This window comes from Specibacter sp. RAF43 (assembly GCF_052114065.1).
Classification (GTDB): Bacteria; Actinomycetota; Actinomycetes; order Actinomycetales; family Micrococcaceae; genus Specibacter.
This window is the reverse complement of sequence record NZ_JBFREA010000012.1, coordinates 54,085-73,712: the sequence shown is the minus strand read 5'-3', so window position 1 is coordinate 73,712 and position 19,628 is coordinate 54,085. Positions and strand designations below refer to the sequence as shown.

The 19,628-nt window shown below is 69.7% G+C and carries 18 protein-coding genes and 2 pseudogenes; 10 read left to right on the top strand and 10 right to left on the bottom strand.

Translation table 11 applies throughout. The features are described 5' to 3' along the window. The first annotated feature begins 53 nt into the window (after positions 1-53). Positions 54-641, top strand: coding sequence for a TetR family transcriptional regulator (locus AB4Y80_RS08475; RefSeq protein WP_442213607.1), 588 nt, complete (start codon positions 54-56; stop codon positions 639-641). A gap of 82 nt (positions 642-723) precedes the next feature. Here AB4Y80_RS08475 and AB4Y80_RS08470 read toward each other — a convergent pair whose 3' ends face one another. Both AB4Y80_RS08470 and AB4Y80_RS08465 read right to left on the bottom strand, forming a co-directional pair. Then, positions 724-1,350 carry a malonic semialdehyde reductase gene (locus AB4Y80_RS08470; RefSeq protein ID WP_442213606.1) on the bottom strand — a complete coding sequence of 209 codons (627 nt, stop codon included), beginning with the start codon at positions 1,348-1,350 and terminating at the stop codon, positions 724-726. Between the two features lie 9 nt (positions 1,351-1,359). Then, a pseudogene (locus AB4Y80_RS08465) lies at positions 1,360-1,485 on the bottom strand (GNAT family N-acetyltransferase); the annotation flags it as partial. Between the two features lie 147 nt (positions 1,486-1,632). On the opposite strand from AB4Y80_RS08465, the pseudogene AB4Y80_RS08460 reads away from it, so the two are divergent. Next, positions 1,633-2,831 (top strand): annotated as a pseudogene (locus AB4Y80_RS08460) (ATP-binding protein). Between the two features lie 21 nt (positions 2,832-2,852). On the opposite strand, the gene corA reads toward AB4Y80_RS08460, so the two are convergent. The 3 genes from corA to AB4Y80_RS08445 all read right to left on the bottom strand — a co-directional run bounded on the left by corA (position 2,853) and on the right by AB4Y80_RS08445 (position 5,245). Then, positions 2,853-3,848, bottom strand: a complete 996-nt coding sequence (gene corA / locus AB4Y80_RS08455) for a magnesium/cobalt transporter CorA (RefSeq protein WP_442213605.1) — start codon at positions 3,846-3,848, stop codon at positions 2,853-2,855. 62 nt (positions 3,849-3,910) lie between these two features. Then, positions 3,911-4,375, bottom strand: coding sequence for an Lrp/AsnC family transcriptional regulator (locus tag AB4Y80_RS08450; RefSeq protein WP_442213689.1), 465 nt, complete (start codon positions 4,373-4,375; stop codon positions 3,911-3,913). Between the two features lie 354 nt (positions 4,376-4,729). Beyond that, positions 4,730-5,245 (bottom strand): Lrp/AsnC family transcriptional regulator, encoded by a 516-nt coding sequence (locus tag AB4Y80_RS08445; RefSeq protein WP_442213604.1) that lies wholly within the window; start codon positions 5,243-5,245, stop codon positions 4,730-4,732. Between the two features lie 151 nt (positions 5,246-5,396). On the opposite strand from AB4Y80_RS08445, the gene AB4Y80_RS08440 reads away from it, so the two are divergent. Continuing rightward, positions 5,397-6,566, top strand: coding sequence for a trans-sulfuration enzyme family protein (locus AB4Y80_RS08440; protein WP_442213603.1), 1,170 nt, complete (start codon positions 5,397-5,399; stop codon positions 6,564-6,566). Between the two features lie 182 nt (positions 6,567-6,748). On the opposite strand, the gene AB4Y80_RS08435 is transcribed toward AB4Y80_RS08440, so the two are convergent. Both AB4Y80_RS08435 and AB4Y80_RS08430 read right to left on the bottom strand, forming a co-directional pair. Further along, on the bottom strand, positions 6,749-7,990 hold the full coding sequence (locus AB4Y80_RS08435; RefSeq protein ID WP_442213602.1) for an MFS transporter: 1,242 nt from the start codon (positions 7,988-7,990) through the stop codon (positions 6,749-6,751). Positions 7,991-8,051: 61 nt separating this feature from the next. After that, positions 8,052-9,083: a nitronate monooxygenase gene (locus tag AB4Y80_RS08430; protein WP_442213601.1), complete on the bottom strand. Its 1,032-nt coding sequence runs from the start codon at positions 9,081-9,083 to the stop codon at positions 8,052-8,054. A gap of 20 nt (positions 9,084-9,103) precedes the next feature. Here AB4Y80_RS08430 and AB4Y80_RS08425 point away from each other — a divergent pair, with 20 nt between their 5' ends. Next, complete coding sequence (locus tag AB4Y80_RS08425) at positions 9,104-10,021, top strand: N-acetylglucosamine kinase (RefSeq protein ID WP_442213600.1); 918 nt, start codon at positions 9,104-9,106, stop codon at positions 10,019-10,021. A 1-nt stretch (position 10,022) separates the two neighbouring features. Here AB4Y80_RS08425 and AB4Y80_RS08420 read toward each other — a convergent pair whose 3' ends face one another. Continuing rightward, positions 10,023-11,051: a LacI family DNA-binding transcriptional regulator gene (locus AB4Y80_RS08420; RefSeq protein WP_442213599.1), complete on the bottom strand. Its 1,029-nt coding sequence runs from the start codon at positions 11,049-11,051 to the stop codon at positions 10,023-10,025. Positions 11,052-11,208: 157 nt separating this feature from the next. On the opposite strand from AB4Y80_RS08420, the gene AB4Y80_RS08415 reads away from it, so the two are divergent. The 3 genes from AB4Y80_RS08415 (at position 11,209) to AB4Y80_RS08405 (ending at position 14,324) form a co-directional block, all read left to right on the top strand. Next, entirely contained in the window at positions 11,209-12,159 is a 951-nt protein-coding gene (locus tag AB4Y80_RS08415) for a glycine betaine ABC transporter substrate-binding protein (protein WP_442213597.1), read from the top strand. A 78-nt stretch (positions 12,160-12,237) separates the two neighbouring features. Next, complete coding sequence (locus AB4Y80_RS08410) at positions 12,238-13,455, top strand: pyridoxal phosphate-dependent aminotransferase (protein ID WP_442213596.1); 1,218 nt, start codon at positions 12,238-12,240, stop codon at positions 13,453-13,455. A gap of 14 nt (positions 13,456-13,469) precedes the next feature. After that, on the top strand, positions 13,470-14,324 hold the full coding sequence (locus AB4Y80_RS08405) for a PPK2 family polyphosphate kinase (RefSeq protein WP_442213595.1): 855 nt from the start codon (positions 13,470-13,472) through the stop codon (positions 14,322-14,324). A 172-nt stretch (positions 14,325-14,496) separates the two neighbouring features. Here the strand turns inward: AB4Y80_RS08405 and AB4Y80_RS08400 are convergent, their stop codons facing one another. Together AB4Y80_RS08400 and xseA are read right to left on the bottom strand one after the other, a co-directional pair. Then, positions 14,497-14,727: an exodeoxyribonuclease VII small subunit gene (locus AB4Y80_RS08400; RefSeq protein ID WP_442213594.1), complete on the bottom strand. Its 231-nt coding sequence runs from the start codon at positions 14,725-14,727 to the stop codon at positions 14,497-14,499. A 2-nt stretch (positions 14,728-14,729) separates the two neighbouring features. Beyond that, positions 14,730-16,004: an exodeoxyribonuclease VII large subunit gene (gene xseA, locus AB4Y80_RS08395; RefSeq protein WP_442213593.1), complete on the bottom strand. Its 1,275-nt coding sequence runs from the start codon at positions 16,002-16,004 to the stop codon at positions 14,730-14,732. 150 nt (positions 16,005-16,154) lie between these two features. On the opposite strand from xseA, the gene AB4Y80_RS08390 reads away from it, so the two are divergent. From AB4Y80_RS08390 to AB4Y80_RS08380, 3 genes are all read left to right on the top strand, one after another. After that, the gene (locus AB4Y80_RS08390) at positions 16,155-16,982 is read left to right on the top strand and encodes a hypothetical protein (protein ID WP_442213592.1); all 828 of its coding nucleotides are present in this window, start codon (positions 16,155-16,157) and stop codon (positions 16,980-16,982) included. Positions 16,983-16,991: 9 nt separating this feature from the next. After that, entirely contained in the window at positions 16,992-18,077 is a 1,086-nt protein-coding gene (locus AB4Y80_RS08385) for a 4-hydroxy-3-methylbut-2-enyl diphosphate reductase (RefSeq protein ID WP_442213591.1), read from the top strand. 82 nt (positions 18,078-18,159) lie between these two features. Beyond that, positions 18,160-19,599, top strand: a complete 1,440-nt coding sequence (locus tag AB4Y80_RS08380) for an amidase (protein ID WP_442213590.1) — start codon at positions 18,160-18,162, stop codon at positions 19,597-19,599. The last annotated feature ends 29 nt before the right edge of the window (positions 19,600-19,628 follow it).

The following is a 19,628-nucleotide window of genomic DNA, read 5'->3' as shown; positions in this document are numbered from 1 at the left end:
CAATATCCATGGAGAGGGCCGTGGATGGGGCAAGATGGAGGGGTGCCGCAGGGATGCGCATCACCATCAAGCACACGGAAGGGGCGGCCGCCATGACGTTGACGCGCGAGCACGTGGTGGACGCCGCCATGACCATCTTGCGCGAATACGGCCTGGCCGACCTGTCCATGCGCCGTCTCGCCCGGGACCTCGGCGTCCAGCCCGGCGCCTTGTACTGGCATGTGAAAAACAAGCAGGATCTGCTCACGGTGCTGTCCGGCAGGATACTGGCGCCCGTCGCCGAAGCGGAGGCCACGACTGTCCGGGAGGTGGCCGTGCACATCCGCGCCGCGCTGCTGGGCGTGCGCGACGGCGCCGAAGTGGTGGCCCTGGCCCACGCGCTGGCGCCCGAAACACCCACGCCGCTGCGGCGCCTCGCCCCCCTGCTGGCGGACCAGGGCCTCACCTCCCGGCACGCCGGCTGGGCCGCCAGCACCCTGGTCCACTACATCCTGGGCTCCGTCACGGAGGAACAAACCCGGGCCGGGCTCATCCGGGCCGGCCTGCTCGACGCCGGGGAGAGCGAGGCAACCGCCGCCTTCGGCTTTGGCCTGGACCTGTTCCTGGCGGGCCTGGCCGGGGCGGCCGGCGCCGCGGGATGACAAACGCCCCACCCTCGCCGAGGCGAACGTGGGGCGTCCGGGAGGAGCGTGCCCCGTCCGGGGGACGCGGGTGCCGGAAGGACTAGACCGTGGCGGTCGCGACGTCGAACTCCAGGCGGTGCAGGCGCTCGCGGTCCACAATCCCGTTGGGCTTGCCGAGGTTGACCACCAGGAAAGACTTGCGCGGTGTGCCGGCGTTGAACTCGGCGTCGACTCCCGCCGCGTCAAAGCCGCCCATGGGCCCGGTGGCCAGCCCGGCGGCGCGGGCGGCCATGATGAAGAAGCCGGCCTGGATGTGCGCGTTGTTCGCGCCCATGCCCTGGCGCAGGGCGTCGTTGCCGGCAAACGTGGGAACCATGCCGGCAGCGTGCGGCGCCGTGGTGGGCAGCAGCTCATGCCAGTCCGTGTCATAGCTGAGCACTGCCACCATCGGTGCCCTCAGGGTCTTGGCCTTGTTGCCGTCCACCATGTGAGCCACCAGGCGCTCGCGGGCCTCGGCGGACCGCACCCAGGTGATGCGCAGCGGCTGGATGTTCATGGCGGTGGGGGCCATCTTGGTCAGCGCGTACACGGCCTGGAGGGTCTCCTCGGAGATCTCCCCGGCGTCAAAGCTGTTGGCGGTGCGGGCCGTCAGGAACATGGCTGCCGCGGCGTGCGGGTCAAGGATCAGTTCCTCCGTCAGAAGGGTTTCGGTGGGCGTGCGGGTCAAGGATCAGTTCCGGTTGGAAAACGCCTCCACCCGCGTTTCGGTTTCGGGCATGAGCGCGGAGAGCTTGTTCAGCCCGTGCGCGGCCATCCGGCTTTCGACGGCGGCCAGCAGCGACGTGCCGATCCCTCGCCCCCGTCCGGACGAGTTTCGGCGCGGACCGGCTACCTCGGGGAACGGCGGGGAGCCGTACCATGGACACCCGTCGACGCGGGCCGCTCGCCGTGCCATGATGCTGGCACCGGATTGCGTGAGTGATCCGGGCTTTGCAAAGGAGCGCCGACCATGACCACCTGGAAAATACGGGACTTTCACTCGCAGGACGTCGAGGGGATCCTGGCGCTGTGGCAGTCCCTGAAGGCGAACGGCGTCGAACCTGTCTACGATCTGTCGGAGGTGCTGGCCTCCTGCGAAAAGGACCATGCCGTGGTGGCCGTCCAGGGCGGGGGCGAGGGATCGGCACGTCGCTGCTGGCCGCCGTCGAAAGCCGGATGGCCGCGCACGGGCTGAACAAGCTCTCCGCGCTCATGCCCGAAACCGAAACGCGGGTGGAGGCGTTTTCCAACCGCGGCTTCGTGGTGAAGAAGAACCTGCGCTACTTTGAGCGCCGCATCCCGGTCCAGCGTGCCGAGCTCGGCGCCCTGGAGGAACTGGGCGGGCGGCTGCTCCCGCGCGACCTCTGGGACCGGGTGGCCGGCATGGTCGATGAGAAGGAGCTGCTGGAGCGGCGCCTGGTGCTGCCGCTGGCCGAGTCGGAGCTGGCGGAGGAATTTGGGGTGGTGCCGCCGCGCGCCGTCGTGCTGTTCGGCCCGCCCGGCACCGGCAAGACGACCTTTGCCAAGGCCATCGCGTCCCGGCTGGAGTGGCCGTTCGTGGAGGTCTTTCCGTCGCGGCTGGCGGGGGAGCCCGGCGGGCTGGCCGGTGCGCTGCGGCAGACGTTCTTGGACATCGCCGAGCTCGAACACGCCGTGGTGTTCATCGACGAGGTCGAGGAGATTGCCTCGCAGCGCAAGGGGGAGCCGCCCTCGCCCATGCAGGGGGTGACCAACGAGCTGCTGAAAATCATCCCGGCATTCCGCGACCAGCCCGGCCGGCTGCTGGTGTGCGCCACGAACTTCATCCGCTCCCTGGACTCGGCGTTCCTGCGCCACGGCCGCTTCGACTACGTCATTCCCATCGGCCTGCCCGACGCCGAGGCCCGCTCCGCCATGTGGCGGCGGTTCATCCCGGCCGCCGCGCTGGAGCACGTGGACGTGGCCGGGCTGGTCGCGGCCAGTGCCGGGTTCTCCCCCGCGGACATCGAGTTTGCCGCCCGCAGCGCCTCCCAGCGGGCGTTGGAAAAGGCCGTGTACGACGGCGATGCCCAGCGCCGCGGGCCGGTCACCGCCGACTACCTCGAGACGATTGCCGATACGAGGGCCACCGTCAGCGACGCCGTGGCGCGGGACTTCCTCGAGGACATCGACGCCCTGGCCAGGACCTAAGAGGTCAGTGGAGCACGCCGCCTAGAGCCAGGTCTTTTTCTTGAAAATCACGTACATGACGACCCCCACCAGCAGCATCAGGCCGATGGCGAACGGGTAGCCCCAGGGCCACAGCAACTCCGGCATCATCTTGAAGTTCATTCCATAGATCCCCGCCACGAACGACGGCGCGAACAAGATGGCCGCCCAGGAGGAGATCTTCTTCAACTCCTCGTTTTGGGCGGCGCTGGCCTCGTTTTGCCGGTTCGCGGTCAGCGTGCCGTCCACGGTGAGCGCGTTTTGCAGCAGCTGCCGGAAGGAATCGGCCTTGGCCGTCACCGACTCCACATGGTCCTCGACGTCGCGCAGATAGCGCTGGAGCTCGACGTTGACGTTGTATTTCGCAAAGCCGCCCTTGAGCCGGACCAGCATGTCCCGCAGCGGGTGGATGGCGCGCTGGAACTGGATGACCTCGCGGGAGAGCTGGTAAATGCGCCGGGACACGGTGGGGTCGCCGGCGAACAGCTGGTCCTCAATCTCGTCGATGTCGTTTTCCAGGCCGCTGACCACCGGCTGGTAGTCGTCCACCACCTGGTCCAGGATGGCGTACAGGACCGCTTCCGGGCCCTGGGCCAGCAGCTCCGGGTCGGCCTCCAGCCGGTGCCGGGTGGAGGCCAGCCCGGGCGTCTCGGCGTGCCGGATGGTTACCACGAAGTTCCTGCCGGTGAAGATGTGCAGCTCACCAAACTCCACGGCTTCCTCGGCATCCAGGTAGCGGGCCGGGCGCAGCACGGTGAACAGGACGTCGTCGTAACGCTCCAACTTGGGCCGCTGGTGGGCCACAATGGCGTCTTCGACGGCGAGTTCGTGCAGCGAAAATTCGGCGGCCAGGGACTTCATCTCGTCGGCATCGGGGCGGAACATGCCAATCCAGGCCATGCCGCCGCACGCCGCCATGGCCTCATAGGTCTGGTCCAGGCTCTTGGGGTTGGCGTAGCGGACGCCGTCAACGTAGACGGCGTTATCAATGATGGTCACACACCCATTATGGGCTGTCGCGGGCTGCCGGGATGCCGCCGCGGGGCCCCGGTGTGGGCGTGTCAGCCGTGGCTCATGCCCGCCAGCAGCGGCTGCAGCCGGTACGGGATGTGTTCGTGGAGCGCAAGGGACGTTTCGGTCCGGATGACGCCCTTGATGCGCAGCAGTTGGCGCAGGGCCCCTTGCAGATGGTGCACGTCGCGGGCGGCCAGCCGGCACCAGACGTCGCCGCGCCCGGAAATTTCATACACCTCCAGGACCTGGGGTACGGCTCGCATGGCGGCAATGACCCCGTCGAGGTCCCGGTGCGAGACCTCGATCGTAATGAACGCGACCACGTCGTACCCGATCGCCGCCAGGTCCACCTCCCGCCCGCCGGGGCGCAGCGCCCCGGTCCGGTTGAGCCGGCGCAGGTGCGCCTGCACCGTGTTGCGGGCGACGCCCAGGGTCTCGCTGAGTTCGCCGACCTGCGCCCGCGGGTCGGCGATCAGGGCCAGCACGAGGCGAATGTCAAGGGGGTCCAGCATGCTCACAAAGATCACTCCAGGATCAGGAAAGTCGAAAATATTGATCACTTTGATTTAACTTGGCGCAAATAAGCAGCTCAATGTTGCATCGTGAACCATTCTATAGAGGCATTCGTGCCGCCGCGAGACCCCATGCCGGTCCCCGACCCAACCCCCAAGGAGTATTTCATGACCGTCCTGAGCGAGCTGCGGATGCAACCGTCCGCGCGCGCCCGGCACGCCTCGGACGCCTCCGTGGGCGTGCGCCTGGTCCTGGCCGGGCTGGTCCTCTACATCGTTACGTGCCGGGATGCCGCACCGCCCCTCCCGGCCCGGCACGCCGAGGATGCTCGACGCCGGCCGGCCGGGCGGGCGTTAGAGGAGCGGTCCGGTGTGTCCGGGCATGTGCTTGAAGACCAGCGTGGTTTCCGTGTGCCCCACCACCGGGTCCGTGGTGAGGTTGTCCAGCACCCAGTCACGCAGGGCATCGGTGTCCCGGACGGCAATGTGCAGCAGGTAGTCCACCGAGCCGGAGGTGTGGAAGGTGGAGAGCACCTCGGGCAGTTGCGGGACGCGGGAGGTGAAGGCGTCGATCTGGTCGCGGTCATGCGCCCGCAGCCGGACGGCGATCAGGGCCTGGACCGCGCGGCCGATGACCGCCAGGTTCAGCTTCGCCTCGAAGCCCTCAATGGCCCCGCGCTCCATCAGCGAGCGGGTCCGCATGAGGGCCGTGGACGGGGCGATTCCTACGGCGTCGGCCAGATCCCGGTTGGTGATCCGCGCGTCGGCCACCAGGGCGTCGATGATCTGGCGGTCGACGGCGTCCAGCGGCTCGGGAGCATGCCCCGCCCCGGCGGCGTCGCGCCGAACGTTCTTCGCAATTGACGCCATGTAATCCTCCAGATTGCTACGAAAATGCCAGTATTCCCACGGAACCGGCTATTAGTTCGCCATCCTACCAAATATCTGAATTTTTGGGTCATACTTACAGGAATTCGCAAGATGACCCGGCAATGGAGCCGGAGAAAAGGCAGGGATCAGCATGGTGGGCTGGGATTCAATGGCGGTGCATGCCGGGCGCGAGGACTTGGCGGCGCTGGGGGTGCACGCCGTGCCGCTGGACATGTCCACCACGGCACCGCTGACAAGCGTCGAGGCCGGCGGCCTGGCGTACGAACAGATGGCCACCGGCGGCGTGCCGCAACCCGGCCAAAGCACTGTCTACCAGCGCCTGTGGAACCCCACCGTGGCCCGCTTCGAAGACGGTGTGGCCCAATTGGAGACCGCCGCCGAGTCCGTGTCCTTTGCCACGGGCATGGCCGCGCTCGCCGCCGTGCTGCTGGCCGCCGTGGCCGCGGGGAAGCCACACGTGGTGGCGGTCCGCCCGCTTTACGGCGGCTCCGACCACGTCCTGGCCACCGGACTGCTGGGCACCCGCGTGACGTTTGTCCACCCCGGGGAAGTCCGGGCGGCGCTGCGCCCGGACACCGGGCTGGTGGTTGCGGAGACTCCGGCCAACCCCGACCTGCGCCTGCTGGACATCAAGGCACTCGTGGCCGAGGCCGACGGCGTGCCGGTCATGATCGACAACACCTTTGCCACCCCCGTGCTGCAGCGGCCGCTGGAACTGGGTGCCGCCCTGGTATTGCACAGCGCCACGAAGTTCTTTGGCGGCCACGGGGACGCCATGGGCGGGGTCGTGGCCACCAGCGCCGACTGGGCGTCCCGACTGCGGCAGGTCCGCGCCATCACCGGCGGGCTTCTGACCCCGTGGCCGGCCTACCTGCTGCACCGCGGACTGGCCACCCTGCCCGTGCGGGTGCGGGCCCAACAGGAAAACGCGTTCAAGATCGCCTCCGCCCTGCAGAGCCATGAGGCCGTGTCCCGCGTGTTGTACCCCGGGTTGGCCGAATGTGATCCGCTGGGGCTCGTGGGCACCCAGATGTCCGGCCCCGGCACGCTCCTCTCCTTCGAAGTGGACACCGCCGACTACGCCGAACGCATCCCCGGCGCCGTCAAGTTCATCACCCACGCGGTGTCCCTGGGAGGCGTCGACACCCTGATCCAGCACCCGGCCGGGCTCACCCACCGGCCCGTGGCGGCCGACGCCAAGCCGCACGCGACCATGCTGCGCGTGTCCGTCGGCCTGGAGGATCCCGAGGACATCCTGGCGGACCTGGTCCAGGCCATCGAGTCCGTCCGGACGGCCTAAAACCCGGGGCTCGCACTGGGCGGGTTTCGCGCATAGCGGTGGGCTTTCCTAAGGCGTCGGATTCGCCGCGTTCCGCGGTTGAGGTGACGGCACCTGTGGGTCAAGGCGCAAACCGTCCGGCCCGTGACCCACGGGTGCTGTCATCTCAACGAGGGGCGCCGCCGCGTGACCCGCGTGTGCTGTCACCTCAACGGGGGGCGGCCGGCGGGCAGCATGAACCGGGCCGTCAGGGCGGCAATCAGGGCCAGCCCGGCCAGCGCCGCGGCCAGGGCGGCCCAGCCCAGCGACTGAAAGATGAACCCGGCACTCCAACCCACCAGGCTGGACCCGGCGTAGTAGCTGAGGTTGTAGAGGGATGATGCCTGCGCCCGGCCCGTGGTGGCCAGGGCGCCGGTCCAGCCGGAAGCAACGCTGTGCGCGGCAAAGAACCCGGCCGTGAACACCACCAGCCCCGTCAGGATGACGGGCAGCGGGGCCGCCAGCGTCACGCCCAGTCCCGCCAGCATCGTCGTCGCCGAACCGACCAACACGCTGCGCCGGCCAAACCGGGAAGCCAGGGAGGCCACAGTCCGCGCCGACACCGTGCCGGCCAGGTAGGCCAGGAACAACAAGGCCACGGCGGTGGCCGGCAGCAGGTACGGCGGCGCCTCCAGCCGGAACCCCAGGTAGTTGTAGACGCTGACAAATGCCCCCATCAGCAAGAACGCCTGGGCGTATAGGGCCAGCAGGGGCTTGTTGCGCAGCTGCGGGACCAGCTTGGCCAGGACGCCGCCAAATCCGGCCGGCCGGCCATCCGGGTCCCGGGCCGGTGCAAAGCCGCGCGGCCGCGGCGCCAGCCACACGAATCCCGCGGCGGCAGCGGCAGCGATGACGGAGACGGTCAGCGTTGCCACCCGCCAGTCGGTGAGGTCGGCCACGGGTCCGGCCACCAATCGCCCGGACAGCCCGCCCAGGCTGGTGCCGGCAACGTAGGCGCCCGCCGCGGCGCCGGCGTGCCACGGACTGATTTCCTCGTTCAAATACGCGATCGCGAGCGCCGGGATCCCGCCCAGCGCGGCACCCTCAAGCGCGCGCAGCGCGATCAGCACCCCAAAGGTGGGGGAGGCGGGCACCAGCAGGCCGAAGAGGGTAGCCAGGATGAGGGCCGCCGCCATGGTGCGGACCCGGCCAAAGCGGTCCGCGGCAAAGGACCATGGCAACACCGTCACGGCCAGGCCCATCGTGGCCACGGAGACGGTCAGGGACGCATTGGCGGCGGTGACCGCCAGGTCACGGGCGATCAGGGGCAGCAGGCCTTGGACCGAATACAGCTGTGCGAAGGTCGCCACCCCGGCGCAGGCAAGGGCGGCCAGGATCCGCCGGTAGCCGGAACTGCCGCGTCCGTACCCGCCCCATCCGGGCGGGACGCCCCTATCGGCGGACACTATTCACAGCGGACCATCGCCCGATTTCCACCCTTTTGCACCCGCGCCCCAGAATGTGCGGCTACAGCCCGGCCAAAAAACCCTCGATCACGCGGGCCACCGGGCCCGGCTGCGAGGACCGCCACGCCGTCCCGGCCCACAGGTTGACGGCGGCGGCGTCGTTGGCTGCCGCCGCGGCGGACCGCAGCGGGGCGGTGAGGAAATGCACCTCGGGGTACGCGTGCGGCGCCGAGGCCGAATGCCGGCGGACAAAGTCGTTTACGAGGGCCCGTGCCGGTTTCCCCGTGAACGCGCGTGTCACGGCCGTCTCGGTGTAGGCCGGATCCGCGAGCGCATCCTTGTGCAGCTGGCGGGCGCCGCTCTCGTCGGTGCGGATCAGCGCTGTTCCCAGCTGCACGGCGCAGGCCCCGGCCGCGAGGACCCGCTTGGCCGTCGCGGCGTCGCCAATCCCGCCGGCGCCGATGAGGGGAAGCTCGACGGCGGAGCGCACGTCCGCGACGAGCCCGGCGGCGCCGTTGCCCGCGGACGCGTCGGCGCGTGGCAGGAACGCGGCGGAATGCCCGCCGGCGTCGGCATGCTGGACCACCAGGGCGTCGGCCCCCACGGCCTGCGCAGCCAGGGCCTCGGCAACGGAGGTGACCGACGCGATGACGCGCGTGCCGGCGCGGTGCAGCGCGGCCACGACAGATTCCGGGGGCAGGCCAAAGGTGAAGCTGACGAACGGGACGGGCTCGGCGAGCAGCAGGTCAACCTTCTCGGCCCAAAAGTCTTGGACCTTGGGGTCGGACAGGGAGGGATCGGATGCCGGCACGGCCACGCCCAGGCGGTCGGCCGTGGCGCGCAGCTCCACCCGGTAGCGGGCCAGCGCGGCGGCCTCGCCGTCGGAGAACGCGCCCGGGCGGGGCACAAAGATGTTTACGCCAAAGTCCACCCCGGTCTCCCGCATGGGGGCAATGGCGGCCGCCAGGGTCCCGGCGGTCTTGTACCCGCCGGCAACGAACGCGAAGGCGCCGGCGGCCTGCGCTGCCAGGGCGAGGGCCGGCGTCGTGGTGCCACCGGCCATGGGGGCGGCAATGAGGGGCGAAGGGATCATGCCATTAGTCTAAGTGGGTGATGACCAACACTTTCAACCGCCGGCCCGGCACGATCGTGGGGCTGGACATCGGCGGCTCCAAGACCCGCGGCATGGTCTGGGTGGACGGCACCGTCACGGCCGACGTCACGGTGGGCAGCGCCAACGTCCAAAACGTGAGCGTGGAGACCGCCCGCACCCACATGGGCGAGCTCTTCGCCCACCTGGCCGGGCGGCTGGAGGAGGCCGGCGCCCCGCTGGTGTTTGCCGGCGCCGGCGGCATTGACACGGACGACGACGCCGCCGCCCTGCGCGCCCTCATCGCGCCTTTTGTGCCGGGTGCCCGGATCACGGTGGTGCACGACACGCGGCTGCTGCTCGCCGCCGGGGGCGCATCCACCGGCGTTGCCGTCATCGCGGGCACGGGGTCGGCCGCGTGGGGCATCGACGCCACGGGCCGCCAGGCGCGGGCCGGCGGCTGGGGGTACCTGCTCGGGGATGAGGGCAGCGGCTACTGGCTGGGCCGGGAGGCCGTGCGGTACAGCCTGCACCGGATGGACCGCGGGGCCGCACCGGATGAGCTCACCGAGGCGTTGCTGGACTATTGCGCCCTGGCGCACCCGGGCGAGCTCATCGGGCACTTCCACCGTGGCACGACGCGGCGCTACTGGGCCGCGGCGGCGCCCGTCGTGGTTGCGGCGGCGGAAAAGTCCCATGCCGAGGCGCTGCGCCTGGTGGACCAGGCGGGGCGGGACCTGGCGGCCATGGCCGCCCAGGTGGCGGACCAGCTGGGCCTCGCCGGGCCAATTGTGCTCGGCGGCGGGCTCGGCAGCAACGTGGCGGCGCTGGCGGCCGCGTTCACCTCCCACCTGGCGGCGGCCGGGCTGACCGAGGTGCGCATCCTGGACCGGGACCCGATCTTTGGCGTGCCGCTGCTGGTGGACAGCCGGGCCGTTTAGCCTAGCGGCGGGCCGGGGCCGGAGGGGGTGCGGTGCTGGCGCGGACCACGAGCACCGGCTCCACCAGGTCCGGGCCGGCGTCGAGGTCGGGATTGGCGATCTGGGCGAGCAGGCGGAACACGGCCCGGCGCCCGGTGTCCTGGAAGGATTGTCGGATGGTGGTCAGCGGCGGGTTGGCGTACGCGGCCAGGTCGATGTCGTCAATGCCCACCACGGACACGTCCTCCGGTATGCGCCGGCCCAGCTCGGTCAGGGCCCGGATGACGCCGAACGCCATTTCGTCGCTGGCCACCAGGATGGCCGTCACCTCGGGGTTGCGCCCCAGGATCAGGCCGTTGCGGTACCCCGACTCCGGACTCCAGTCCCCGTGCAGCTCCGGCGGAATCACTCGGCCGGCGGCGGCCAGCGCCCGGCGCCAACCAGCCAGCCGGCACGCGGCCTCGGACCAGTCGGACGGTCCCGCCACCTGCCAGACCGTCCGGTGTCCCAGCTCCAGCAGGTGCCCGGTGGCCAGGACAACCGCACGATCCTGGTCAACGCCCACCAATTCGTGGCCCCTGCCCGGGGATCCGTCGGTGTGGACGGTGGGGATCCTGGCCGTCAGCTTCCGGATCCGGGGGGCTGCCTCCCGCAGCGGCGCGGCCATGATGATCCCGTCCACACCCTGGTGCACGAGCCGCATCACCGCCTCGATGAGGCCCGCCACGCTCAGGTCGGAGGTGACGGAATTGACGGCGTATCCGACTTCCCGGGCGCCCAACTCCACCCCGAGCGCCAGGGAGGACCGTGCATAGTTGTTGCCTGCCGGCGTCAGCACGCCAATGGTCCGTGACTTTCCCGTCACCAGCGCCCGGGCCGTGTTGTTGCGCCGGTATCCCAGCTCCTCCACGGCCGCCAGGACCCGCCGCCGGGTGCTTTCTTGCACATTGGGATGTTCACTGAGGACGCGGGAGACGGTCTGGGCGGAGACTCCCGCGGCATTGGCGACATCACGCATGGCCGGACCGCGGGCGAACTTCCGTTCCTTCATCGTGCTTCCTCGCTTGGTGGCCTGTCCCTCCTCGGACGGCGTGGCCGGGGTGGCGCTCGAGTTCAGTGTAATTGCAGGCGGACCGGGATCGCCCACCGGTAGGCTGGACCGGTGGGCCGCCGGCCCCGGGGAACAACGAGCGTGGGAGGAGACAGCCGTGCGCCTGCACCGCCCCTTGGTAGTTGCCGCCGTCGCGGCACTGCTGCTGGCCGGCACCACGGGCTGCGCGCCGGATCCCATCGTCGTCATCCCCAGCGTCTCCCAAACCTCCGGTACCCCCTTGCTTGTAGGGACCCCGGCCGTCCCGGACGGCGCCGTCCCGCTGGAGGGGGCCCTGGTGGCCCACGTGTACACGGCCGCACTCAACGCCGCCGGCGTCAAGGCCCGGGTCAGCGACGAGGACCCCAAGGACCCGACCCAGCTCGGCGGCATCACCGCCGGCACGCTGGACATCCTGCCCGGCTACGCGTCCGCGATGCTGGCGCAGCTGCAGCCCACCAGCCAGGCCGCCACCAGCCAGGAAGTGCTCGACGCCGTCAAGGCCACGCTGCCCGCCGGCGCCACCATGCTGGAGGCCGCCAAGGCCGAGGACAACCATTCCATCGCCGTGACGGCCGTGACGGCCGAAAAATACCGGCTCAAGACCATCGCCGACCTCGCCAAGGTGTGCGAGAAGATCGCCCTGGGCGGATCGGCGGCCTTCCGGGTGGCGGAGAGGGGCCTGTCCACCCTGGGCTCGGACTACAACTGTGTGCCCAAGAGCTATGTGGAGCTGCCCAACACCAAGGACGAGCTCCTTCTGGCCCTGCTGCGGGATGACGTCCAGGCCGCCGATATCCACAGCTCGTCCCCGGGGATCGAGGACAATGCGCTGGTGGTCCTTGCCGACACCAAGAATGCGTTCCGCCCGGACCCCCTGGTGCCGGTGGTCGCCACCGCCCGCGTGACCGCCGCCGTGCGCACGGTGCTGAACAAGGTCTCCGCCCAGCTGACCAGCGAGGAACTGGTCAACCTGAACCGGCTGGGCCGGGACCGGCACCAGAGCTCCCTGGCGGACGTGGCGGCCGCCTGGCTGGTGGAAAGGGGCCTCACCAAGGCCACCTCCTAGCGAGTGGCCGCCTTCCTGGGCGGCGAGTTGTGACGGACGCACCAGCGCCGTTCCCACGCCGTGTGCCATATTTGGTAAATGGCAGAATTCAAGCAGTCCACCAAGCTCCACAACGTCCTCTATGACATCCGGGGACCGCTGCTGCAAAAAGCGCAGCAGATGGAGTCCGAGGGCCACCGTATCCTGAAGCTGAACATCGGCAACCCCGCCCCCTTCGGCTTCGAGGCGCCGGACGCCATCCTGGTGGACATGATCCGCCACCTGCCCCACGCCCAGGGATACACCGACTCGCGCGGCATCTTCTCGGCGCGGACCGCCGTCGTGCAGTACTACCAAACCCGCGGCATCCACAACATCCACGTCGACGACGTCTACCTGGGCAATGGCGTCAGCGAACTCATCACGCTGTCGCTCATGGCGCTGCTGGACACCGGGGACGAGGTCCTGGTCCCCACCCCCGACTACCCGCTGTGGACCGCGTCGGTGAGCCTGGCCGGCGGGCGCCCCGTCCACTACCTGTGCGACGAGGACAACGACTGGTGGCCGGACCTGCAGGACCTGGAGGCCAAGATCACGCCCCGAACCAAGGGCCTGGTCATCATCAACCCCAACAACCCCACCGGCGCCGTCTACCCCCGCCATATCCTCCAGGGCATGGTGGATCTGGCCCGCAAGCATGAGCTGGTGGTGTTCTCGGACGAGATCTACGAAAAGATCCTTTACGACGACGCCGTGCACATCAACACGGCCACCATCACCGGCGAGGACGTGCTGTGCATGACCTTCAGCGGGCTCTCCAAGGCCTACCGGATCTGCGGCTACCGCTCCGGCTGGCTGGCCATCTCCGGGCCCAAGGCCGACGCCGCCGACTACCTTGAGGGCATCAACCTGCTGGCCAACATGCGCCTGTGCGCCAACGCCCCCGGCCAGCACGCCATCCAAACCGCACTGGGCGGGCACCAGAGCATCAACGACCTCATCCTCCCGGGCGGCCGGCTGCGCGAACAGCGCGACACCGCCTACCGGCTGCTCAATGACATCCCCGGCGTCTCCACCAGTCAGGCCCGCGGCGCCCTGTACCTGTTCCCCAAGCTCGACCCGGAAATGTACCCCATCACCAGCGACGAGAAGTTCGCGCTGGACCTGTTGGAGGCGCAAAAGATCCTCATCTCGCACGGCACGGCATTCAACTGGATCCGCCCCGACCACTTCCGGCTCGTCACCTTGCCGAATGTGGTGGATTTGGAGGAAGCCATCGGCCGGATCGGGGAATTCCTCAGCAGCTACAAGCCCTAGCGAAAGGTTCCACCGTGCCACTGCCTCTTGGTTTCACCGACTCTCCCGCCGAGCTGCTGCGAGTGGGCACCGGCTTTCACCTAACCGCCGAGCCCACCAACGCCGCCCCCGGGTTTTCCGGCAAGAAGGCCGACGGCGCCGCCGCCCTGGCCGCCCGGGCGCCGGTTCTGGCACAGCTCCAGGAGCAGCTCTTTGCCGAGAGCCGGTATGGCGGGCAGAAGTCCCTCCTGCTGGTGCTCCAGGCCATGGACACCGCCGGCAAGGGCGGAATCGTGGCGCATGTGGTGGGGTCCGTGGACCCCCAGGGCGTGAGGCTCACCGCGTTCAAGGCCCCCACGGAGGAGGAAAAGGCTCACGACTTCCTGTGGCGCATCGGCCCGGCCGTCCCCGGCCCGGGCATCTTTGGCGTCTTTGACCGTTCGCACTATGAGGACGTGCTGATCCATCGGGTGCACGGCTGGGCGGATCCCGCCGAGTTGGAGCGCCGGTACGCCGCCATCAACGCCTTCGAGACCCAGCTGGCCGCCGCCGGGACCCGTGTGGTCAAGGTCATGCTGAACATCAGTGCGGACGAACAAAAGAGGCGGCTGCTGGCACGGCTCGAGGATCCCACCAAATATTGGAAATACAGCCCCAAGGACGTCGATGAACGGGTGTTTTGGCCGGACTACATGGACGCCTACCAAAAGGCGTTCGAGCGCACCGGCACCGCGGCCGCACCCTGGCACGTGGTTCCCGCGGACAAGAAGTGGTACGCGCGGCTGGCCGTCCAGGAGATCCTGATCGAGGCCCTGGCCTCCCTGAACCTGCAATGGCCCGCGGGCGACTTCGACGTCCGGCACGAACGCGCCCGCCTCAAGAGCACCTGACGCCGACCCTCGCTCTCATAGAACACGGCGGCGGTCCGGCATTTTCTCGGCGACTTCCCGGCCGTCGGCCGCGAGCGGCCATAGGCCTCCTTGACGTCGCCTACGAAAACACCGGACCGCCGCCTCGCCCGTTGTACGCCCCGCTTGTCGTACGCCGCGAGGGCGGCGGCGGTCAGCCCTCGGTTGAGGCGCGGGCGGCGTCGAGGCGGGCCTTGGCGCCTTCCAGCCACTCCTCGCAGCGCTTGGCCAGCGCCTCTCCGCGCTCCCAGAGGGCCAGCGACTGCTCAAGGCTCGAGCTGCCGGCCTCCAGCTGGTTCACCACCGCGACCAGCTCCTCGCGGGCTTTTTCGTAGCTGAGTTCGGCGATGCCGGCGGTGGCGGGGTTGGGTGTCTCCGTGGTCATGGTCAATCCTTTCCTGGCTGTGACGGGGTTGCCGCGGCGGTGAAGTCGCCGCCGGCCACCCGGATTTTCAGGGCCGTGCCGGCCGGCGCCTGCGCGGGGGTGCGCACGATGCGCCGGTCCGCCAGCTGCACCACGGCGTAGCCCCGGTCGAGGGTTTTTTGCGGCGACAGGGCCCGCACCTGGGCGCGGAGGTGGGCCACCCGGTCCGCGTGCCGCCCCACCTGGGTGCGCACCGCGGTCAGGGCCCGCCCACCCAGCCGGACGAGGTCGTCGTGCCGGCTGGTCAGCATGGACTCGGGGTTGGCCAGGACGGGGCGGGAGCGCAGCTGGGCCAGCCGGTCACCCTCCCGCTCCAGCAGGTTGTTGATGCGGCGGTTGAGCTGGATGCGGGCGGCATCGACGCGGCGCAGCTCCTCGGAGACGTCCGGGACGATCCTCTTGGCCGCGTCCGTGGGGGTGGAGGCGCGGAGGTCGGCGACGTCGTCCAGCAGCGGCCGGTCCGCCTCGTGGCCGATGGCGCTGACCACCGGCGTGTGGGCGGCGGCCACGGCCCGGACCAGCGATTCGTGGCTGAACGGCAGCAGGTCCTCCAGCGAGCCGCCGCCGCGGGCGATCACGATCACATCGACGCGGGGGTCGGCGTCGAGCTCGGCCAGCGCGCCCATGACGGCCGCGACCGCGTTCACGCCCTGGACGGCGACCTCGCGCACCTCAAATTCGACGGCCGGCCAGCGCAGGGCCGCATTGCGCAGCACGTCCTTCATGGCGTCGGAATTGCGGCCGGTGATCAGCCCGATCCGGTGCGGCAGCAGCGGCAGCTTCTTCTTGCGGTCGGCATGGAACAGGCCCTCGGCGGCCAGCGCCTGGCGCAGCAGCTCGATCCGCGCCAGGAGGTCGCCCAGGCCCACGGGCCGGATGTCCCGGCCCTGCATGGACAGGCGCCCGGTCTTCAGCCAAAAATCGGGCTTGAGCTGGGCCACCACGCGGGCCCCGCGCTCCAGCGGGACGGCCAGCTGGCTGAGCACCGAACCCCACACCGTGACGCTCAGGGAGACCTCCGCGTCAATGTCGCGGATGGTCAGGTAGCTGACATTGGCCCGTTTGTTGAGCTCGATGATCTGCCCCTCGACCCAGGCGGCCGGGGCCTTCTCGATGTGCGTCTTGAGTTTTTGGCTCAGCAATTGCAGCGGCCACGGATTGTCGGGCGTGGTTTCGGCCGCCGTGGCCGGCATGACCCTGCGCTCCAGGGGTTCCTGCCGTTCGAGGGGTTCCTGCATGGAAATGGGTCACCGTCCTTGCCGCTGGTTTGTGCTCGCTGGTTTGTGGGCCTGGAACCAACTCTAGCTTTCGGCACCGACATGGACCGACCGCCATCCACAGCGGTGCAATAATGTGGACAGACAACGCCGCCACTATAGGGGAGACGCTTGCGCTCTTTTGCCTCCGCACTGTTTGTGATCATTGCCCTGCTCCTCGCCGCGGCCGCCGGCCCGGGGATCTGGGTGGAACGGAATGTGGTCCAGGAAGCGGGCTTCGTGGACCTGGCCGCGCCGCTGGGTTCCAACGCCGACTTCCAGCACGGACTCCTGGCCATGGTCGCCGCGCAGACGTCCGCGCACCTTGACCTGCCCCCGCAGCTGGGGCACCTCGCCGCCGGCGTCATTTCCTCCACCGCGGGCGCCCTGGCGTCCGAGCCCGGCTACCCGGGCGCCTGGGCGCAAACGCTGCGCCGCAGCCATGCCTTGACGTTTGCCCCGGCCGGCGGGGCGGCCCGCTCGCTCACCCTGGACATCTCCCCGATGGTCGCGCTGGCCGCGGCCAAGGTGTCCGGGCGTCTTGGCGTCCAGCTGCCGGCGCCGGCCACGAAACCCATCGTCGTCGACCAGCCCGCCGTGAGCCGGGCCCTGCCCATGCTCGCCACGCTGGGCGCGGCGGCCGGCTGGCTGGGGCTGGCCGCCGTCGTCCTCTTCGCCTTGGCCGTTGCCGCGGCCCGACGGCGGTCCCTGCCGGTGCTGTGGGCCGGCCTCGGTCTGGCGGGTGTGGCGCTGGCGTGGGAGCTGGCCGCCCGGTTCGCGTCCGCCCAGCTGTCGAGGATCGGCGCGGGGAACGATGTCGCCAACCAATTCGGCGAACAACTGGGCCAGATGACGCAGGCCAGCTGGCATGCCGGGATCACCGCAACGTTTATTGCCGCCGGGGTTTTGGTGGTTGCCGGTGTGGTGGGGCTCATGGTAGGGCGCAGACCCACCACGTAGGATGGACCCATGAGCACCACCGCCGTTTCCGTCCCCATGCCCGCCGTTCCGCGCCGCCGCCGCTCGCCCGAGGACGTCGCGGCCGCGGCCGCCGTCCCCGGCCCGAAGCGGGTCCTGCTGGCCGCCCCGCGCGGCTACTGTGCCGGCGTCGACCGGGCGGTCATCGCGGTGGAAAAGGCGCTGGAGCACTACGGCCCGCCGGTGTACGTGCGCAAGCAGATTGTCCACAACGTGCACGTTGTGTCCTCCCTGGAGGCCAAGGGCGCCATTTTTGTGGATGAAAACGAGGAAGTTCCCGAGGGCGAGCTGGTCATCTTTTCCGCGCACGGCGTGTCCCCGGCCGTCATCGAATCCGCGGCCGCCCGGGGCCTGCGCACCATCGACGCGACGTGCCCGCTGGTGACCAAGGTCCACCGCGAAGCCGTGCGGTTCGCCACGGACGACTACGACATCCTGCTGATCGGCCACGAGGGCCATGAGGAAGTCGAGGGCACCGCCGGCGAGGCACCGGACCATATTCAGATCGTGAACGGCCCGCACGACGTCGACAAGGTCCAGGTCCGCGACCCCGAGAAGGTCATCTGGCTCTCCCAAACCACGCTGAGCGTCGACGAGACCATGGAAACCGTCCGACTCCTCAAGGCCCGTTTCCCCACCCTGCAGGACCCGCCCAGCGACGACATCTGCTATGCCACCACCAACCGCCAGGTGGCGATCAAGAAGATCGCCCCGCAGGCCGAGCTGGTCATCGTGGTGGGCTCGGCGAACTCGTCCAACTCCGTCCGCCTGGTTGAGGTCGCGCTGGAATACGGCGCCAAGGCCTCGCACCGGGTGGACTTCGCCAACGAGGTGGACGAATCCTGGTTTGAGGGGATCTCCACCGTGGGCCTCACCAGCGGTGCCTCCGTCCCGGAAATTCTGGTCCAGGACGTGCTGCGGCTGCTCGCCGAGTATGGCTACGTCGACGTCGAAGAGGTTGTCACGGCCGAGGAGGACCTGCTGTTCTCGCTGCCCAAGGAGCTGCGCGCCACGCTGAAGGCGGCCGGGGACACCTCCCGCGGACTCGGCGGGCACGGCGCCCGGCCCACCAGCTAGCGGTACTGCCGGGCCGGACGCCGGCACGATCGCCGGCAAACGGATAGTGGCCGCGCCGTCACCCGGAGATTTACACTGGGGCATGGACGAGGAGCTGCGCTGGATGGACGCCGTCGGGCAGGCGGAGCTGGTCAGGAAGGGCCTGGTTTCCCCCACGGAACTCCTTGACGCGGCACGGGACCGGATCGGGGAGATTGACCCGCTGCTGCACTGCCTGGTCGCACACCTGGACCCCCCGGCCATAGTGCCCGACGCCGGTTCGCCGCTTGCCGGGGTCCCCTTCCTGGTCAAGGACCTGGCCTTGGAGATCGCGAGGGCGCCGTTTACCGAGGGTTCTCGCTGGCTTCTGAAGAACATCTCGACGCAGGACCAGGAACTCGTGCGCCGCCACCGCCGCGCCGGCCTGGCAATTCTGGGCAAGACCAACACCAGCGAGTTTGGCCTGAGCCCGCACTGCGAACCGGTGCTGCACGGGCCCACGCGCAATCCCTGGGACCTGGGCCGCTCCACGAGCGGGTCCAGCGGGGGCTCGGCCGCCGCCGTCGCCTCCGGCATGGTCCCGATGGCCCACGGCAACGACCTCGGCGGCTCCCTGCGCTATCCCGCCGCCTGGTGCGGGGTGTTTGGCCTGAAGCCAACGCGCGGCCGGGTGCCGTTGGGACCGGAATATGGCGACGTGGCCGGCGGGTTCGCCGTCGAACACGCACTGACCCGCACGGTGCGCGACTCCGCGGCGTTGCTGGACGTCACGGCCGGTCCGTCGCTGGGGGATCCCTATTGGGCGCCCCCGCAGCAACGGCCCTACCGCCTGGAGGTAAATACGCCGCCGGGTCGGCTGCGCATCGCGGCCACGGCGACACCGAATTCGGGGCAGGCGGTGCACCCGGACTACCTGCAGGTGTTTGAGGACACCGTGGAGCTGCTCGCGGACCTGGGCCATGAGGTCAGGGCGGCCCATCCCGAACCGCTGGACCGGTCCGGGCACCGTGCCATCAAGGCCGTCTATGGGGGCGCCGCCGCATGGATCGAGGCGTATTGGACCCGCAGGATGGGCCGCCCCCCGGAGCCGGGGGAAATTGAGCCCTACACGGCCGCCACGTTTGCCCGCGCGCGGCCCATCACCGCCGGGGCGTACCTGGCCGGCGCCGAGGAGCTGCAACGATTCAGCCGGCGCACGGCCGGATTCTTCGAGGACTTTGATGTCTGGCTGACGCCCACGGTGGGTTGGCCGCCGCTGCCCCTGGGCGTCCTGGGCGGGACCGAGGAAGAACCCCTGCGGGGCGAACGCGAGGCCGGCCGTTTTCTCATGTTTGACGGCGAATACGCGAACATCACCGGCAACCCGGCCATGTCCGTCCCCCTGGGCGTGGACGCCGACGGACTGCCTGTGGGCATGCATTTCCTGGGCCGTTTTGGCGGCGAGGCGCTGCTCTTCCGCCTGGCCGGCCAGCTGGAGCGGGCCCGGCCGTGGACGGATCGGCGGCCCGCGGCCCTGGCCCGAGAGCTGGAATCCAGGTCGTGAGGCACGAACCGGCCCGGGCGCGGTCGCCG

Coding starts and splice junctions, on each gene's coding strand:
- AB4Y80_RS08475 (WP_442213607.1), top strand. CDS start 54: ATGCGCATCACCATCAAGCACACGGAAGGGGCGGCCGCCATGACGTTG.
- AB4Y80_RS08450 (WP_442213689.1), bottom strand. CDS start 4,375: ATGCTGGACCCCCTTGACATTCGCCTCGTGCTGGCCCTGATCGCCGAC.
- AB4Y80_RS08445 (WP_442213604.1), bottom strand. CDS start 5,245: ATGGCGTCAATTGCGAAGAACGTTCGGCGCGACGCCGCCGGGGCGGGG.
- AB4Y80_RS08440 (WP_442213603.1), top strand. CDS start 5,397: ATGGTGGGCTGGGATTCAATGGCGGTGCATGCCGGGCGCGAGGACTTG.
- AB4Y80_RS08430 (WP_442213601.1), bottom strand. CDS start 9,083: ATGATCCCTTCGCCCCTCATTGCCGCCCCCATGGCCGGTGGCACCACG.
- AB4Y80_RS08425 (WP_442213600.1), top strand. CDS start 9,104: ATGACCAACACTTTCAACCGCCGGCCCGGCACGATCGTGGGGCTGGAC.
- AB4Y80_RS08420 (WP_442213599.1), bottom strand. CDS start 11,051: ATGAAGGAACGGAAGTTCGCCCGCGGTCCGGCCATGCGTGATGTCGCC.
- AB4Y80_RS08410 (WP_442213596.1), top strand. CDS start 12,238: ATGGCAGAATTCAAGCAGTCCACCAAGCTCCACAACGTCCTCTATGAC.
- AB4Y80_RS08400 (WP_442213594.1), bottom strand. CDS start 14,727: ATGACCACGGAGACACCCAACCCCGCCACCGCCGGCATCGCCGAACTC.
- xseA (WP_442213593.1), bottom strand. CDS start 16,004: ATGCAGGAACCCCTCGAACGGCAGGAACCCCTGGAGCGCAGGGTCATG.
- AB4Y80_RS08385 (WP_442213591.1), top strand. CDS start 16,992: ATGAGCACCACCGCCGTTTCCGTCCCCATGCCCGCCGTTCCGCGCCGC.
- AB4Y80_RS08380 (WP_442213590.1), top strand. CDS start 18,160: ATGGACGAGGAGCTGCGCTGGATGGACGCCGTCGGGCAGGCGGAGCTG.